This window comes from Telluria sp. ZT3P26 (assembly GCF_059686035.1).
Window position 1 is genome coordinate 33,173 of record NZ_JCASII010000002.1, and the last position, 14,956, is coordinate 48,128.

General features: G+C 64.0%; 14 protein-coding genes and 1 pseudogene. 10 read left to right on the plus strand and 5 right to left on the minus strand.

Annotation, left to right across the window (positions count from 1 at the left end; all coding sequences use genetic code 11):
* Position 1: 1 nt before the first annotated feature.
* Positions 2-325, minus strand: coding sequence for a hypothetical protein (locus AC56LN_RS08015; protein WP_499570820.1), 324 nt, complete (start codon positions 323-325; stop codon positions 2-4).
* A 26-nt stretch (positions 326-351) separates the two neighbouring features.
* Positions 352-1,458, minus strand: coding sequence for an NHL repeat-containing protein (locus AC56LN_RS08020; protein WP_499570821.1), 1,107 nt, complete (start codon positions 1,456-1,458; stop codon positions 352-354).
* Between the two features lie 605 nt (positions 1,459-2,063).
* Here AC56LN_RS08020 and leuA point away from each other — a divergent pair.
* Complete coding sequence (gene leuA, locus AC56LN_RS08025; protein ID WP_499571594.1) at positions 2,064-3,746, plus strand: 2-isopropylmalate synthase; 1,683 nt, start codon at positions 2,064-2,066, stop codon at positions 3,744-3,746.
* A 128-nt stretch (positions 3,747-3,874) separates the two neighbouring features.
* Here the strand turns inward: leuA and AC56LN_RS08030 are convergent, their stop codons facing one another.
* A complete protein-coding gene (locus tag AC56LN_RS08030) occupies positions 3,875-5,512 on the minus strand; it encodes an ATP-binding domain-containing protein (protein ID WP_499570822.1) in 1,638 nt (545 codons plus the stop codon).
* 189 nt (positions 5,513-5,701) lie between these two features.
* Between AC56LN_RS08030 and AC56LN_RS08035 the strand changes: the two genes are divergently transcribed.
* From AC56LN_RS08035 to AC56LN_RS08070, 8 genes are all read left to right on the plus strand, one after another.
* On the plus strand, positions 5,702-8,440 hold the full coding sequence (locus tag AC56LN_RS08035; protein WP_499570823.1) for a DUF6701 domain-containing protein: 2,739 nt from the start codon (positions 5,702-5,704) through the stop codon (positions 8,438-8,440).
* Positions 8,437-8,907, plus strand: coding sequence for a pilus assembly FimT family protein (locus tag AC56LN_RS08040; protein ID WP_499570824.1), 471 nt, complete (start codon positions 8,437-8,439; stop codon positions 8,905-8,907). Before AC56LN_RS08035 ends, AC56LN_RS08040 begins: the two co-directional genes overlap by 4 nt.
* Positions 8,897-9,340, plus strand: a complete 444-nt coding sequence (locus tag AC56LN_RS08045; RefSeq protein ID WP_499570825.1) for a type IV pilus modification PilV family protein — start codon at positions 8,897-8,899, stop codon at positions 9,338-9,340. The genes AC56LN_RS08040 and AC56LN_RS08045 overlap by 11 nt, the downstream gene beginning before the upstream one ends.
* Complete coding sequence (locus tag AC56LN_RS08050; protein WP_499570826.1) at positions 9,337-10,218, plus strand: prepilin-type N-terminal cleavage/methylation domain-containing protein; 882 nt, start codon at positions 9,337-9,339, stop codon at positions 10,216-10,218. Before AC56LN_RS08045 ends, AC56LN_RS08050 begins: the two co-directional genes overlap by 4 nt.
* Positions 10,215-10,742 carry an MSHA biogenesis protein MshP gene (locus tag AC56LN_RS08055; protein WP_499570827.1) on the plus strand — a complete coding sequence of 176 codons (528 nt, stop codon included), beginning with the start codon at positions 10,215-10,217 and terminating at the stop codon, positions 10,740-10,742. Before AC56LN_RS08050 ends, AC56LN_RS08055 begins: the two co-directional genes overlap by 4 nt.
* A 110-nt stretch (positions 10,743-10,852) precedes the next feature.
* Positions 10,853-11,767: an AraC family transcriptional regulator gene (locus tag AC56LN_RS08060; protein ID WP_499570828.1), complete on the plus strand. Its 915-nt coding sequence runs from the start codon at positions 10,853-10,855 to the stop codon at positions 11,765-11,767.
* Between the two features lie 64 nt (positions 11,768-11,831).
* Positions 11,832-12,458 carry an HAD hydrolase-like protein gene (locus AC56LN_RS08065; protein ID WP_499570829.1) on the plus strand — a complete coding sequence of 209 codons (627 nt, stop codon included), beginning with the start codon at positions 11,832-11,834 and terminating at the stop codon, positions 12,456-12,458.
* A gap of 85 nt (positions 12,459-12,543) precedes the next feature.
* Entirely contained in the window at positions 12,544-12,960 is a 417-nt protein-coding gene (locus AC56LN_RS08070) for a hypothetical protein (RefSeq protein ID WP_482896575.1), read from the plus strand.
* A 52-nt stretch (positions 12,961-13,012) separates the two neighbouring features.
* Here the strand turns inward: AC56LN_RS08070 and AC56LN_RS08075 are convergent.
* Positions 13,013-13,288, minus strand: a pseudogene (locus AC56LN_RS08075) (transposase); the annotation flags it as partial.
* A gap of 86 nt (positions 13,289-13,374) precedes the next feature.
* Positions 13,375-13,941 (minus strand): GTP cyclohydrolase I FolE, encoded by a 567-nt coding sequence (gene folE, locus AC56LN_RS08080; protein ID WP_482896576.1) that lies wholly within the window; start codon positions 13,939-13,941, stop codon positions 13,375-13,377.
* A gap of 143 nt (positions 13,942-14,084) precedes the next feature.
* On the opposite strand from folE, the gene AC56LN_RS08085 reads away from it, so the two are divergent.
* Complete coding sequence (locus AC56LN_RS08085) at positions 14,085-14,945, plus strand: hypothetical protein (RefSeq protein WP_499570830.1); 861 nt, start codon at positions 14,085-14,087, stop codon at positions 14,943-14,945.
* The last annotated feature ends 11 nt before the right edge of the window (positions 14,946-14,956 follow it).

The following is a 14,956-nucleotide window of genomic DNA, read 5'->3' on the forward strand; positions in this document are numbered from 1 at the left end:
ATTAACGTGCCAGCTTAGGCTGATTGTCTCGCGGCTCGATTTGTCCGTCGTACACGTTCAGCCGTTTTTTCACCTTGGCATCGCTGCCATATTTCTTTTTGAGGGAGCGCAGTCGCCGATCGGTACCGCGACAGCGTTTCTCGATCTGGCCAGTGACTTCGCGCATTCGCTCGGCCTCTTCAGGATCGGGGAACTCGCCACGAAAGTGATCGCACGCGTCGCGTTGTGCAATGAACTGCCTGACATCGTTTGGCAGCTTTTCCGCTGCAAAAATGGGCGAGAAGGAGAGCAAGAGAAGAACAGGGACGAGGACAAACGTTTCCATTAACCTCCCTATCGCTGACGTGCCGCTTACCGCAGCCGAATCTTGACCACCGCATTCCCCGACGTCACATACAGCAGACCTTTGCCGTCCGTAACGATGCCGCGAACATCGCCCAGGCTCCCCGGCAAATCCCCAACCCGTAATGTCGTCGCCCGTGTCGTCCCCGCCACCGTCGTCACCACACCCGCCGGCGTAATCTTGCGCACCAGATTATTCACCGCATCGGCCGTATACAGATTGCCCTGAGGATCAACCGTCAGCGCCAACACCTGCTCGAAGCGCGCCGCGTTGCCGGTGCCGTTCACCGCGCCGCGAACGTTCGGCGCACCAGCAATCGTAAACAGATTGTCCGACCCAAAATTTGCCGTTGGATTCCAGCGACTGATCTCACGCTCGAGATCGAACAAGTACACGACATTGCTGCTGTCCACCGCCACCCCGCGCGGTGCCAGCGTGCGCGTGCCGAACATGTCGCCCACCGTGTTCTGCCCTTCCAGAATCCCCGTCCCTCCCGCACCGATGGCAAAGCGGCGCGTGCCGTAGTTGTTGGTGATGTAGAGATTGTTGTTGGCGTCGACGGCAATCGCCCCTGGCGTGACGTCAGGCCGGCTCGCTGCCGCGACGTTACTGCCAACCGGGATCGTGGTCACCGTCGCGACCTGGCCACCCGTTGTGATGCTGCGGATATTTAAGTCATCCGCGACATACACCGTGCCGCCGCTCCCAACCGTCAACGCAACCGGATTGACGAAGCGCGCATTGGCGGCAGCGCCGTTGGTCAGCCGGCTCTGCCCCGCGCCGCCGGCCAGCGTGGTCACCACACCGTCCGGCGTGATCTTGCGGATGACGTAGTTGCCGCGATCCGCCACGTAGACGTTGCCGCTGCTGTCGATCGCCAGCCCGTGCGGATTGTTGAAGCGCGCCGCCGTGCCGGTACCGTCCATGGTCCCGTCGGCAGTCGGATCGCCTGCGAACACCGACAGCGCCGACGTTTGTGCTGGTGGCGGCTTGTCATCGTCCTTGTCCTTATCCTTTGGGATGCCGTCGCCGCAACCGGCCAGCAGCGCCATCAAACCAAAGGCGCCTAGCAGATTCAGGCGCGAACGGGACACATCGTTATCAGGGCAGCGCATTGTCAAAACCTTTAGAAAGAATCGCAAACGATGCTATCACGGGCCTTTATGCCCGGTGATGCTGCCGGTGATGGCTGGTGCATAAACTGCACCGGGCATTCCCCTGCGGCGTGTCGGAGACAGGCGACGTACTTGGGTTCCCGCCTTCGCGGGAACGACGTTTTTGCTTGCATGAGAGAAGGATGCCACCCGGAATTCCCGTACTTTCTTTTCCACAGGCGCCCATTGTCCGCTTGACATACGGCGCCCAGTTCCTTAAAGTCGAAATTATGTCTTTCACCCTGCATCTGTCGAACACTCTCCCTGCCGCTGGCGCGCTATCGCCAGCTGCACTGCTACTACGCGCCTGATCGTTCGGCCGTACGCCCGGCACACGCCGGTCCCCACAGCAGCAGGAAAGTCGCAGATGTCTACCACGCCAATTTTCGCTTCATCGTTTTTCCTCACCGGGTCCATCCTGGCGGCGAGCGCTTGCGTCCAGTTTGCACTGGCGCTAAACCTACCGACCGGTTGCCGGGCCTCGCGTTTCGTGGCCCGCCCGGCAGCCTCCGCCACCCTCAGGCGCATCCGCGCCGCCCAGTGACCAAACCAATCAGGAGCACCCGATCATGTTGACCAATCCCGCCGCCAAGTACCGTCCCTTCCCTGCCATCGACCTGGCAGACCGCCAGTGGCCTAGCCGCACCATCACCACGCCGCCGATCTGGATGAGCACCGACCTGCGCGACGGTAACCAGGCATTGATCGAGCCGATGAGTCCGGAGAAGAAGCTGCGTTTCTTCAAGATGCTGGTCAAGATCGGCATCAAGGAAATCGAGGTGGGCTTCCCGTCCGCCTCGCAGACCGACTTCGATTTCGTGCGCATGCTCGTCGACGACAAGCACATCCCGGACGACGTCACCATCATCGTGCTGACCCAGTCGCGCGATGAGCTGATCCGCCGCACCGTCGAATCGGCCGTCGGCGCCAAGCGCGCGATCGTCCACGTCTACAACTCGGTCGCGCCGGTGTTCCGCCGCGTGGTGTTCAATATGGAGCGCGACGAGATCGTGCAGATCGCGGTCAAGGGCACGCAGCTGATCAAGGACCTGACGTCCCAGCATCCGCAGACCCAGTGGGGCCTGGAGTATTCGCCGGAATCGTTCTCGACGACCGAGCTGGATTTCTCGAAGCAGATTACCGATGCGGTCAGCGCCGTCTGGCAGCCGACGCCGCAGAACAAGATGATCGTCAACCTGCCGTCGACCGTCGAAGCGGCCACGCCGAACGTCTACGCCGACCAGATCGAGTGGATGTGCCGTAACCTGAACAACCGCGAGTCGCTCGTCATCAGCGTCCACCCGCACAACGACCGCGGCACCGCCGTTGCCGCCGCCGAACTGGCGGTGATGGCTGGCGCCGACCGCGTCGAGGGCTGCCTGTTCGGTAACGGCGAGCGCACCGGTAACGTCGATCTCGTCACACTGGCGATGAATTTGTACACGCAGGGCGTGCACCCGGGCCTGGACTTCTCGGACATCGACGCCGTGCGCCAGCTGGTCGAGGATTGCAACCAGCTGCCGGTGCATCCGCGCCATCCGTATGCGGGCGACCTGGTGTTCACGGCGTTCTCGGGTTCGCACCAGGATGCGATCAAGAAGGGTTTTGCGAAGCAGCAGGCCGACGCCATCTGGGAAGTGCCGTACCTGCCGATCGATCCGGCCGACCTGGGGCGCAGCTACGATGCGGTCATCCGCGTCAACAGCCAGTCGGGCAAAGGCGGTATGGCGTACCTGCTCGAGCAGGAATACGGCCTGCAACTGCCGCGCCGTCTGCAGATCGAGTTCTCGCGCGTCGTGCAGCGCCAGGCCGACGAGAGCGGTCGCGAAATCAACCCGGCCGATTTGCACGCGCTGTTTGCGCGCGAGTACCTGGATCAGCAAGAGCCGTATCACTACCTCGCGCACCGCATGACCGAAGACAGCGCGCATGACGTGCAGCTCGAAGTCGACGTGGCGCGCCACCATGCGCCGCAGGTGTTCTCGGGCCGCGGCAATGGGCCGATCGATGCATTCGTCACCGCGCTGGGGCTGGAGATTCGCCTGATGGATTACCACGAGCATGCGATCGGCTCGGGCGCCGATGCACGTGCGGCGTGCTACGTCGAGCTGCGGGTGGGGAACGGGCCGACGTTGTTCGGTGTCGGCATCGACAGCAATATCGTGACGGCGTCGTTCAAGTCGGTGTTGTCGGCGGTGAACCGCCATGTGGTGAGTGCCGAGCCGAATTCGGACGCATTGGCGGCGTAACGATGTCACTTGGGCTCCCGCCTTCGCGGGAGCGACGGTGTTCAGGCTGACGCCCCCTCACCAACCACGTCGTCCCCGCGCAGGCGGGGACCCAAGGTGAGCCCACCGCCACCACAACCCAAGGTGATTCACCGCCCACTCATCCGATCCACAATCTGCAACGACGCACGCTCGCTCATCACCAGCACGAGCTTGAGCCGTGCGCGCGTCATCCCCACGAACAGCTTGCGCAGCGTCTGCTCGTCGAGCGCCTCGAAATCGATCTCAGTGAAAATCAGCGCCGGCGCCGACTGCCCCTTGAAGCGATACACCGATTCGGCCAGCAGCCCGCCTTCGCGGAACACCGGCGTGCCGAACAAGTCATACTCTCCTGTAAACGAACGCAGCGAGTGCGCATCGCTCAGGCGATCAAGCTGCAAAATCGCCGACTTTTCGCGGCCGCGAAACGCGCAGATCGCGATGTCCTGGCGCCCGAAGCCGGCCGCCAGGCATGACGTCACGGCGCGCCGCGTCTGCGCCAGCATCGCTTCGACGTCGCCTTCGGGATAGGTCAGCTCTTCGATGTCGGCGCCCTTGAACGGGCTGCCTGCCTCCACCGGCTGGTGCGATGCGCCGATGGACGTGAGCATGTCGACGATCTGGCGCGGGCTGCGGTAATTGACATGCGAGTGCAGCGTCACCCAACCCGGCAGCGGCACCATCCCGCGGCCGTACAGGTTCTGGTCCGGGTCTTCCATCCAGATCGCGCGCCCGCCCTCTTTCAGCATGCGCAGCACGATGTCGCGCCACGCCACCGAAAAATCCTGGCCCTCGTCGACGATCACGACGTCGAATTGCCAGGTCTCGGGCAAGGTAGCGTCGGCCATCGATGCTTCGATCTTTTCCCAGACGTCGGCCGCCGCGTAATCGGGCGTGATGTCCTGCGCGCGCAGCCAGGCGTCCGACAGCATGTGGAAGGTCGCCACCCGCCCGCCGGCCGGGACCAGCCGTTCGATGTGGTCGGCCAGCGGCCGGTTGAAGCAGACGTACAGCGGACGCAGGCCGGCGTCGATGGCGGCGCTGTATTCGGCCAGCGCCAGCTGGGTCTTGCCGCTGCCGGCGGTGCCGATCACGTGCAGCCGGAATGGCGAGAAGTCGAGCCGTCGCGCCCAGGTGGCCAGGCCGCCCGAGAGCCTCGTAACCATCGCGTCGGCATTGCCGATCATGGCGCTCGGATCGGGCCGCAGGTTCAGCGTGTCGCCCAGAAAGCGCGTGACCTTGTCGAAGTCGTCGGTGCGCTCGGTGATGGGCAGCGCCTCGCGGATCACGCGCGCCAGCTTGGGTTTGTTCGATGCGTCGATGATGTGGTCGGCGTCGATGCCGGCCAGCGGCTGGTCGCGCACGATGTAGTCGGGACAGTACAGCAGGTAGTCGATCGACAGCTTTCCCTGGAAACGCTTGGCCAGGCCCTCGATCGTGGCCAGGATCTGCGTGCGGACCTTGCGCGGCTTGCCCTGGTAGCTCTTGACCAGGCCTTCCGGCGTCTCGTTCAGAAAGCCGGCCACCTGCTCGATGACCAGGATGCGGCCGTTCGGCGCGAGCACGATGAAGTCAACGTCGCCATACACCGAGTAACCCTGCTCGACGTTCGTCCAGTGCACGCCGTGATAGATCACGTAGGGCGTGTCGGCCAGGCGCTGCTCCAGGTAGGCGAGCGTCTCGATTTCGCGGGCGGCGGCGCCCGTGACGGACAGTTCGCGCCAGCCGCTTGGTTGGATATGGGCCATGGTGTCCGCTAACGTTAATAAGATAGAAACTATTGTAAGACTGTTTGCACGATAGCCACACACCGTTGTCCATAGCACGCACCCGGTGCGCGGAAAGCTGCCGAATGGTTGCCTGAGTGAAAAATCTATTGTGGCCGCACGGCAATCCAGTGCACACTTTCGCTCATCCCGTTTCATGCAGGTTTCCTTGTGTATTTCACCTTCCCGCTCCCGCTGATCGTGCGCACGGCGCTGGCCCTGATTAGCCTGCTGCTCGCGACCGGCACCGCCCAGGCCGGCGCGACGTACCGCTTCGGCGGCGCGGCGATACCCGGCTGTTCGTTGTCGGGCAAGGTGTACACCTGCCCCAGCAGTGCGGGTATCGCAGCGGACGACAAGATCATCATCGACTCGGGCTACACGGTCAGCGTGCGGTCCGATTTCACGTTCGGCTATAACCAGGGCCTGACGATGTCGGGCACCGCCCGCCTGACCAGTACGGGCAACCTGAGCATCGCTGATCTTCCGCCCAGCAACCTGAATGTGACCGGTGGTTCCTTCAGCTCTGCCAAAACCTTCACCGCAGGCAACCAGGTGCAGACCTTCAAGGCCGACATCAGCGCTGCGTCGCTGGTGCTGGGCAGCGGGTCGACGTTGCAGATCACCGGCACGCTGGTGTCCACCGGGCCGGTCACCATCGGATCGAACACGACGATCACCGGCCCCGTCACCGGCACCACGGTCTCCATCGGCACGCCGGTCAGGATCACGGGCGACGTCAACGCGTCCACGAGCCTGTTCCTGGGCTCGGGCAGCACGATCGACGGCAACGTCGACACCGGCCAGATGACGCTGCAGGCCTCGGACGCGCTCATCACGGGCAACGCAGCGGTCGATTTTGCAAAGCTGGACTGGAATGGCCGCGTGGCCAAGAAGATCATCTGCAAATCGGGCACGCGCCCCGGCGAGTGCGACTGCGTGGACAACCAGAGCGGCAATCCGGTCAACAGTGCGAAAGGGCCGACCTGCGAGTCGGCCAAGCCGGCGACGGCACCCTTGCACCACTTTCAGATCACCCATGATGGCAGCGGCCGCACCTGTGCGCCGGAAAGCGTGACCGTGACGGCTTGCGCCAACGAGTCGTGCAGCGCCTTGTACAAGGGCGGCGCGCAGATCACGCTGTCGCCGGGTTCGGTGGCGGCCACCATCGACAGCTCCGGCACCACGCTGGCGCAGGTGTCGCGCAACACGGCAGGCACGGACACCCTGCAACTGACGCAAGGTAGTGCCAAACCGGCCACCACCTGCTACAACAGCACGAGCAAGACCACCAGCTGCGCGATGACGTTCGCCAGCGGCGTGAGCTTCCGGATCGACGCAAGCCACCACAAGGCCGGTGACAGCGCGGGCGCAATCGTCACGGCACTCGCGCCCGACCCTGCCACCGGCCAGTGCGTGGCGGCCTTCAAAAACACCAGCAAGGATATCGCGTACGCCTGCCAGCATGTCACGACCAGTGTCGACACCAAGGGTTTGCTGCTGACCGATACCACGACCAAACGCGCCGCCACGCTGGCGTGTTCCACCGGTGCGGCCCAAACCGTCAGCAGCCAGTTCGATGCCGACGGCAAGGCGCAACTGACGCTGGCCTACCAGGATGTGGGCAAACTCAAACTGCTGGCGTCGTTCGACGACGCCCAGGGCGACACCACCGTGACCGTTGCGCCCTACACCTTCAGCTTTTCAAAGCTGCCATCCGCGCCCATTCGCGCGGGCGACAAGTTTCAGGTCACTGTCACCGCAGTCAACAAGGCCGGCGCCGCAACACCAAGTTTCAACCAAAGCGCGCTGGTGGCGGGCGCCACGCTCACCGACATTGCAGTGTCCTGCGTGGGCAAGGGAAGCGCCGGCCTGTTTACCAGCGCCAGGACGGAATTCGGCAGCGGTGTCGCTGTACCGACGCTGGCGTGGGGTAACGTTGGCACGCTGGACCTGAAGGCGACATTGAGCGATTTCTTGGGCAGCAAGGTCGATGTGACTGGGACCAGTGGCGCCAAACCCGAGTGCACGCCGAACGTCGGCCCTTTCATCCCCAAGTATTACGTCGTCGATTACCAGGCCGCCAACAGCAAGCGCACGTTCTATTACGCCGGCGAGCCGATTCCTGTCAGGGTGGCAGCGATGAATGCGCAAGCGGGTGTCACCAGCAATTATTCGGGCGATCTGGGCCTGAGCGAAACGGTAGCGCTCACTGTGCGCAATCCCACTGACTATGCGGCAATCCAGGACGCCAGCGCCGAGTTGAAAGACTTCACCGTGCCCCCAAGTGCCTTCAAGGACGGCGTCGCGCAGGCCACACCGGCCTACGGGCCCAAAACCACGGCACCGATCGCTGCCAGCATTCTGCTCAGGGCCGGCAACAGCGCAGGATCGGTCACGTCGGGCGATGGCAAGGGAACGTATGAAAACGCACGGCCAGCGGTCCACAGTGGTCGCCTGCGCATCGGCAATGCATTCGGTCGCATCAACACGCCACTACCGATGCGCATTGAAGCCTATTACTGGACCGGTAAAAGCTGGCTGTTCAATCAGAAGGATGACTTCACCGTGATTCCTGCCAGCGCGTTCGTGCAAGCGGCCCGTCCCAACATGACGGGCGGCGTGGCGCCGACAATTGTCGCAGTGAAGAGTGCAGTTACGCTGGCCAGTGGCCGCGGGCAAGTCGACTTGACGGGTGACCGGGCAGGCTGGATCGATCTGGCGATCAATCTGGGCAACGATACGCAGCCCCTGCCGTGCAACAAGGCCGCGTATCCCACGAGCAGTGGCGCCCGGCTGGCCTGGCTGCGCCTGCCCACGGGCTGCGCCGATCCGTCGGCGCGTGCGACCTTCGGCGAGCAATCGGCTGAAGAGCGTCGCATCATCCATGTGCGTCAGGTGTTCAATTGAGCCGCCAGCAGGGTTTCACGATGGTTGAGCTGATCACGGTGATGGTGCTGATCGGCGTGCTGGCAGCCTTCGCAGTCCCACGTCTGATGGGAGACAGCACGACCGGCGCGGCCCTGTATGGCGACCAGGTGGCCAGTGCCCTGCGCATGGCCCAGAAAAGTGCGGTCGCGCGGCGCCGCACGGTATGCGTGACCACGACGGCAACCACGCTGACGCTTCGCGTGCGTACCGCCGTCGGTAACGGACCCTGCGACGCGCAGCTGCAGGGCATCACCGATGGCATGTACGACAGCAAGGAGGCGGGCATTGTCATGAACAGCGCGCCCCCGCTGCTGCTGTTCCGGCCGGATGGCACCATCGATGACGGCAACGGCGTACGCCTGGGCAGGGTCGACATCGCCATCAAGGGTGCTGACGCCATCCGGCGCACCATCACGCTCGACGGAGGCACTGGCTATGTCCATTAAACGCATGGCAGGCACCACGCTGATCGAACTGATCGTTGCGATCGTGATCGTGGGCACCGCCCTGGCGGGACTCGTGGCTGCCTACAACCGTGCCAATATCGCCTCGACCGATCCCCTGATTACCCAGCAGATGCTGGCGATCGCCGAATCGATGATGGAAGAGGTCATGCAAAAGCCGTTCGTCGCGCAACAAAATCAGGCGGGCCGCCTGTTTTTCAATGACCTCATGGACTACAACGGGTACGGGCCTGTCGCCATCACCAATGTCAACGGCAACCCTGTCTCCGGCCTGGAACGCTATACCGTACAGGTGCAGGTCAGCCAGCAGGGCATGACCGGCGTGGCCGCTGCCGATGCCCTGCGCGTCCAGGTCACCGTGCGCGCGCCCGGTGCCGAGGATCTGCGTCTGGTCGGCTGGAGGACGCGTCCATGAGCCATTCCATGCGCCATTCCATGCGCCGGGGCGTGCAGCGCGATGGCGGCTTCTCGCTGGTCGAGCTGATCCTGGTCATCGTCCTGATCGGCATCATCGGCGGCGTGCTCACGATGCAGCTGGCCCCGGCCATCCAGAGTTACCTCTTGGTCAGCCAGCGCGCAGGCCTGACGAGTCAGGCTGACACCGCGCTGCGCAGGATGACCACCGAGGTGCGCGCCGCCGTACCCAATTCGCTGCGCCTGAATAATCCGCAATGCCTGGACCTCGTGCCGACCCGCGATGGCGGCCGTTACCGGATGGGCCCCGACACAGTCAACCCCGACGACGCCCATATCAACGATGCCGAAGCCGGTGCAGCGTTCGATGTGCTCACGCCGCTCAATGCCATGCCTACGCCAGGCGATGCGATCGTGATCGGCAATCGCAGTCCGGACGATGTGTACAACGGATCTAATGTCGGCACGGTCAGCACCGCGGCTGGCCCATCGCCGAATGCGCAGGCCGGCATCAGCCGCATCGCGCTGAATGCCCCGATCCAGATTCCCCAAGGGTACGATGGCGGCCGCTTCCTGGTCGTGCCAAGAGACGAGCGCGTCGTTACTTACCTTTGTACGCAGGGCATCGATCAAGCGACCGGCAGCGGCAACGGCACGCTGCGACGCTTTTCCCGCAATACGTTTGGCGCAACGACGTGCACTGCGCCGGCCGGCACATCGGCCATCGTGGCCACTCGGGTATCGGCCTGCAGCTTCGTCGTCTACACCAACCAGGGCGCGACCCAGGACAGCGGCTTCGTACAGCTCCAGCTCACGCTGACCGAGCGCGGTGAATCGGTCCCGCTCACGATCGGCACCCACATCGACAACCTGCCATGAGCCGCTCTCCCATCCCTCCCCGGCGCCAGGCGGGCTTCGCCTATATCGCTGCCGTGATCTTTCTGGTGGTGATTGCCGGCATCGCGGTCGTGCTGTTGCGGCTGACCGATACGCAGCAGAGCACCGTCAACCAGGCCTTGCTGGCTGCGCGCGCCAGCCTGGCGGCGCGCGGCGGCATTGAATGGGTCTTCAACAACCCGGCGCAGCGCTGTTTCCAGGCCCCGCTATCAACCAGCAATGCAGCGCCAGCGGGACCGTTCAACCATCTCAATGACTTTCGTGCCGATGCCGGATTCCTGGTCAGTGTCAGCTGCTCGTTCCGCGCCTATAACGAAGGCGAGACGATTGACGCCAGCAATAACTCGTCTCCGGTGGTCAAACGCATTTACCGGATCGAAGCCGTGGCCTGCAACGGTACTGGCAATACATGCCCGGACACCAGCAGCGTGCCACGGGCCGATTATGTCGAGCGCGCACAAGTGGCCACTATCTGCCTGCTGGTCAACGGCACGCCTTGCGTGTGAGTATTGTCGGCAGCGGCTGCCTTGCCGGAGGATCGTGCAATCTTCCCGGACCATCACACGCCCCACCGGTGGTCTAATGGCACGTTGTCCACCGACCCGAGAAACTGCCCATGCAAGCGATCCGCGACCTCGCCACCCAGATTGCGCAGCACGCCCCTGACGACGGCCTGCACGAGAGCCCAGTCCCGGGCATGTGGCTGATCCGCAGCGGCCAGACCACCAAACCGCTGCGCGTCCTGCATACGCCTGCGGTGTGCATCATCGCGCAGGGCGCCAAGCTGGTCTCGCTGGGCGGCACTGACTACCGCTACGACACGGCCAAGTTTCTCGTGGTGTCGGTCGACCTGCCGGTGACCGGTTGCGTGACGCTGGCGACCGAGGACGAACCCTATCTGTGCCTGCGGATCGATCTGGATGCGCAGTTGCTCGCCACGCTTGAGCTGGAACTACCGGCGCGCCCGGCCGCGCGCGGCACGCCCCCGGCGCGCGGACTGTTCCTGAGCGAGACCACGCCTGCACTGCTCGATGTCGCCAGCCGCCTGGTGCGCCTGCTCGATGTGCCCCACGACATCGCGGTGCTCGCGCCGCTGCTGCTGAAGGAATTCCACTACCGCCTGCTCACGGGCGAGCAGGCCGACACGGTGCGCCATTGCGCGCGCGGCGACGGCCGCATGGCACAGGTGACGCGGGCGATCTGCTGGATCAAGAACCATTACAACCGGCCACTGAGCGTGGAGCGCCTGGCCGGCGAGGTGGGCATGAGTTCGTCGACGCTGCACGAGCACTTCAAGACCGTGACCTCGATGAGTCCGCTGCAGTACCAGAAGCAGCTGCGCCTGCAAGAGGCGCGGCGCCTGATGCTGGCCGGGTCGACCGACGCGGCCAGCGCAGGCCACGCGGTGGGCTACGAAAGCAGCTCGCAGTTTTCACGGGAGTACGCGCGGCTCTTCGGCATGTCGCCGGGGCGCGATGCAACGCGGCTGCGCCAGTCGCTGCAGGCGGACGGCACGCAGGCGATGCGCTGACGGCGACGTGCTGGCGCTGCGGTCTCTATAATCGCCGCATGACTTCCACTTTACTGGCCCGCGCATGAGCTATCGCCTGGCGATCTTCGACTTCGATGGCACGCTAGCCGACTCGTGGCCCTTCTTCATGAGCGTGTTCAACGAGATCGCCGATCAGCACGGTTTCCGGCGCGTCGATGCCGCGCAGGCCGAGCAGCTGCGCCACTACGGCCCGCGCGACATCATGCGCCATGTCGGCATGCCGGCCTGGAAGCTGCCGATCGCCTCGCGCTCGTTCATCGACCGCATGCGCGGCGCCACCGGCCGCATCGCGCTGTTCGACGGCATCGCCCACACGCTGCGCGAGCTCGATCGCAATGGCGTGCGGCTGGCGGTGGTCTCGTCCAATGCCGAAGACAATGTGCGCGACGTGCTGGGACCGGAACTGGCAACGCTGGTGGGGCACTACGAATGCGGCATGTCGATCTTCGGCAAGGCGGCGCGCATCCGCAAGGTCGTGCGCCGCGCCACGGTGCCGGCGGTCCAGGCGTTGTATGTCGGCGACCAGACCACCGATGGCGACGCCGCGCGCCGGGCCGGGATCGCATTCGGGGCGGTCGGCTGGGGCTATGCGTCGATTGAATCGCTGCGCCGCGTGGCGCCGGAGCGCGAGTTCGGGACACCGGCAGATTTGCTGTCGCTCGCAGGATAGGCGTGTGCCCGCCACGGAATTGCCCGCACGCATAGGCCAGTTGCTATACTCGGCAGCAACTGCATCAATGAACAACGGACCTTCCATGCGCCTTCCACTCATCTTCCTGGCTCCGCTGCTGCTGAGCGGCTGCTTCATCGAGACGTCGACGTACGTGATCGACCTGAATACCGATCACGCGATCACGCTGAAGGTGGAGAAGGACAATTTCTGGACGAAAGAAGGCACGCTGCGCGTCGTCATGTCGCGCCTGCCGGATTGCCAGCGCCAGTACGAGCTGGGCTCCGTGTGGCTGGCCGACTTGCAGGTCGAACTGTTCGGCAACGGCAACAACGTTTATACGCTGCGCGCAGACGACCAGGCCTGGCAGATCGACACCACGACCTGCAGTGAACTGAAGGCGCCCGATGCGGATGCGGTCACCGGCCTGCCACTGGGCATCTTCACGCTGGACAGCGACAACAAGCTCAGTTTCGAGAAGCCGGAAGCCGCCAGGGAGTAAGCACTCAGTAGCGGTACATCAACGCGCGCAAGCGCGTCAGCTCGAGTTCGCGGCCTGATTTTTCAAGCACGTTTTCGAGCAGCGACTGGCCGTTCTCGCGCTGCATGGTCCACTGCGTGAAATACTCGTGCACCGTGCGCCACGGCGGGAAATCCGGCGGCATCGCGCGCCAGGTGGCGCCGTTGTGCAAAAAGTACAGGACGGCGCAGAACACGTCGTACAGATCATGCTTGCGCGGTCGTGTCTTGCGGCGCGCCGCTTCAAGCATGGCGCGCACGCCCTCGAAGTGTTCGCGGGGAATATCGCTGGGGTAGACAGCTCGGTCCATGGTGACCTCCAAAACAGCTTGGAGGCCTGGATCTGGAACAGGTTCCCTCGCTGTATTTACAGTCTACCCAATTTTATTGAACGAAGCTAGTCTCGCGCCAGCGCCAGGAACTCGGTGCGCAGCGCCAGGTTCGGCTGCAACTCGCCCAGCAGGGTCGACGTGATGGTTTCTTCGCCGATGGCGCGGATGCCACGGCTTTCCATGCACAGGTGGCGGCACTTGATGACCACGCCCACTGCCTTCGGTTCCAGCACTTCCATCAGCGCGTTGGCGATCTGCATCGTCATGCGTTCCTGCACCTGCAGGCGCTTGGAAAAGATATCGACCAGGCGGGTCAGCTTCGACAGGCCGACGATTTTGCCGTTCGGCAGGTAGCCAACGGTGGCCTTGCCGAAGAACGGCGCCAAGTGGTGCTCGCAATGGCTGTAGACCGGGATGCCACGCACGACGATCAGCTCGTTGTATTCTTCGGCGCCATCTTCGAATGCCTTGAGCACTTCCACCGGGCTCTGTTGGTAGCCCGAAGTCCAGTGTTTCCAGGCCTTGGTCACGCGCGCAGGCGTTTCGATCAGGCCGGGACGGTCCGGATTCTCGCCCAGCGATGTCAGCAGACGACGCCAGTCGTGTTCGGTGAAAGCTTCTTTGTCAGACATGGTGCACCCTAAAATAACGATTGCCGCCAGTATATAGAAAACGTCTGGCCCCGGTCGGGGCAGCCCTATTCTTGCGATAAATCATCCCCTGCATGCGACATATCTCATAACGTTGAACACGGCCACCACTCGGGGAGAGCGTCATGTTCGGCAGCACGGTCATGGAAGTCGTCATCGGCATGGCATTCTGCTACGGGTCCCTGGCGCTGACGGTCACCACCTTGCAAGAGGCATTGTCGGCCGCGTTCGGCCTGCGTGCCGGCATGCTGCGCGACTGCATCCAGCGCATGCTGCGCGACCCGCAATTCACCGGCACGGCGCGCGCGGTCTATGCGCACCTCTTGATCAGTGCGCATGACGACCTCACCGACGCAAATCCGCCACGCCATCCCGGCCCATCCTACATCGAACCGGCCAACTTCGCGCTTGCCCTGATCGACGCCATCCGCGCGGGCGGCGCCGCGCTCGATGCCGCCATCGCCGCCGTGCCCGATCCGCAATTGCGGCGCACGCTGAACACGCTGTACGTGCAAGCCGGCGGCGACGTGCAGCGCTTCCAGACGGCGCTCGGCGGCTGGTTCGACAGCACGATGGCGCGCCTGTCGGGTGCCTACAAGCGGCGCCAGCTGCTGGTGTCGTTCCTGCTGGCGCTGCTGCTGGCAATCCTGCTCAATATCGACAGCATCCACCTGTTCCAGACGCTGTGGCGGCATCCGGCCCTGGCTGCCGGCATCGGCGCCGTGCCTGCCGCGCTCGACGCGCGGCTGGTGAGCGATCTGGCGACGCTGCCGATCGGCTGGGACAGCTTTCCGCCGGTCCTAGATGCCGCATTCGCGCTGCAGGTTGCCGGCTGGCTGATCACGGCCAGCACGACACTCTTTGGCGCCCCGTTATGGTTCGACATCCTGCAGCGCGCAATCAACCTGCGCAGCACCGGTACCAAGCCGGCCCCGGTGCAGGTCGGGCAGGCCATGGTGCATCATGCCGGTCCAGCGGCGCCGTAGCGCCACGTCAG

Excerpts from the sequence above, each read along its gene's own strand:
- AC56LN_RS08085 (WP_499570830.1), top strand. The coding sequence starts at position 14,085 with ATGTTCGGCAGCACGGTCATGGAAGTCGTCATCGGCATGGCATTCTGC.
- AC56LN_RS08055 (WP_499570827.1), top strand. The coding sequence starts at position 10,215 with ATGAGCCGCTCTCCCATCCCTCCCCGGCGCCAGGCGGGCTTCGCCTAT.
- AC56LN_RS08065 (WP_499570829.1), top strand. The coding sequence starts at position 11,832 with ATGAGCTATCGCCTGGCGATCTTCGACTTCGATGGCACGCTAGCCGAC.
- folE (WP_482896576.1), bottom strand. The coding sequence starts at position 13,941 with ATGTCTGACAAAGAAGCTTTCACCGAACACGACTGGCGTCGTCTGCTG.
- AC56LN_RS08060 (WP_499570828.1), top strand. The coding sequence starts at position 10,853 with ATGCAAGCGATCCGCGACCTCGCCACCCAGATTGCGCAGCACGCCCCT.
- AC56LN_RS08030 (WP_499570822.1), bottom strand. The coding sequence starts at position 5,512 with ATGGCCCATATCCAACCAAGCGGCTGGCGCGAACTGTCCGTCACGGGC.
- AC56LN_RS08070 (WP_482896575.1), top strand. The coding sequence starts at position 12,544 with ATGCGCCTTCCACTCATCTTCCTGGCTCCGCTGCTGCTGAGCGGCTGC.
- AC56LN_RS08045 (WP_499570825.1), top strand. The coding sequence starts at position 8,897 with ATGTCCATTAAACGCATGGCAGGCACCACGCTGATCGAACTGATCGTT.
- AC56LN_RS08050 (WP_499570826.1), top strand. The coding sequence starts at position 9,337 with ATGAGCCATTCCATGCGCCATTCCATGCGCCGGGGCGTGCAGCGCGAT.
- AC56LN_RS08020 (WP_499570821.1), bottom strand. The coding sequence starts at position 1,458 with ATGCGCTGCCCTGATAACGATGTGTCCCGTTCGCGCCTGAATCTGCTA.
- AC56LN_RS08015 (WP_499570820.1), bottom strand. The coding sequence starts at position 325 with ATGGAAACGTTTGTCCTCGTCCCTGTTCTTCTCTTGCTCTCCTTCTCG.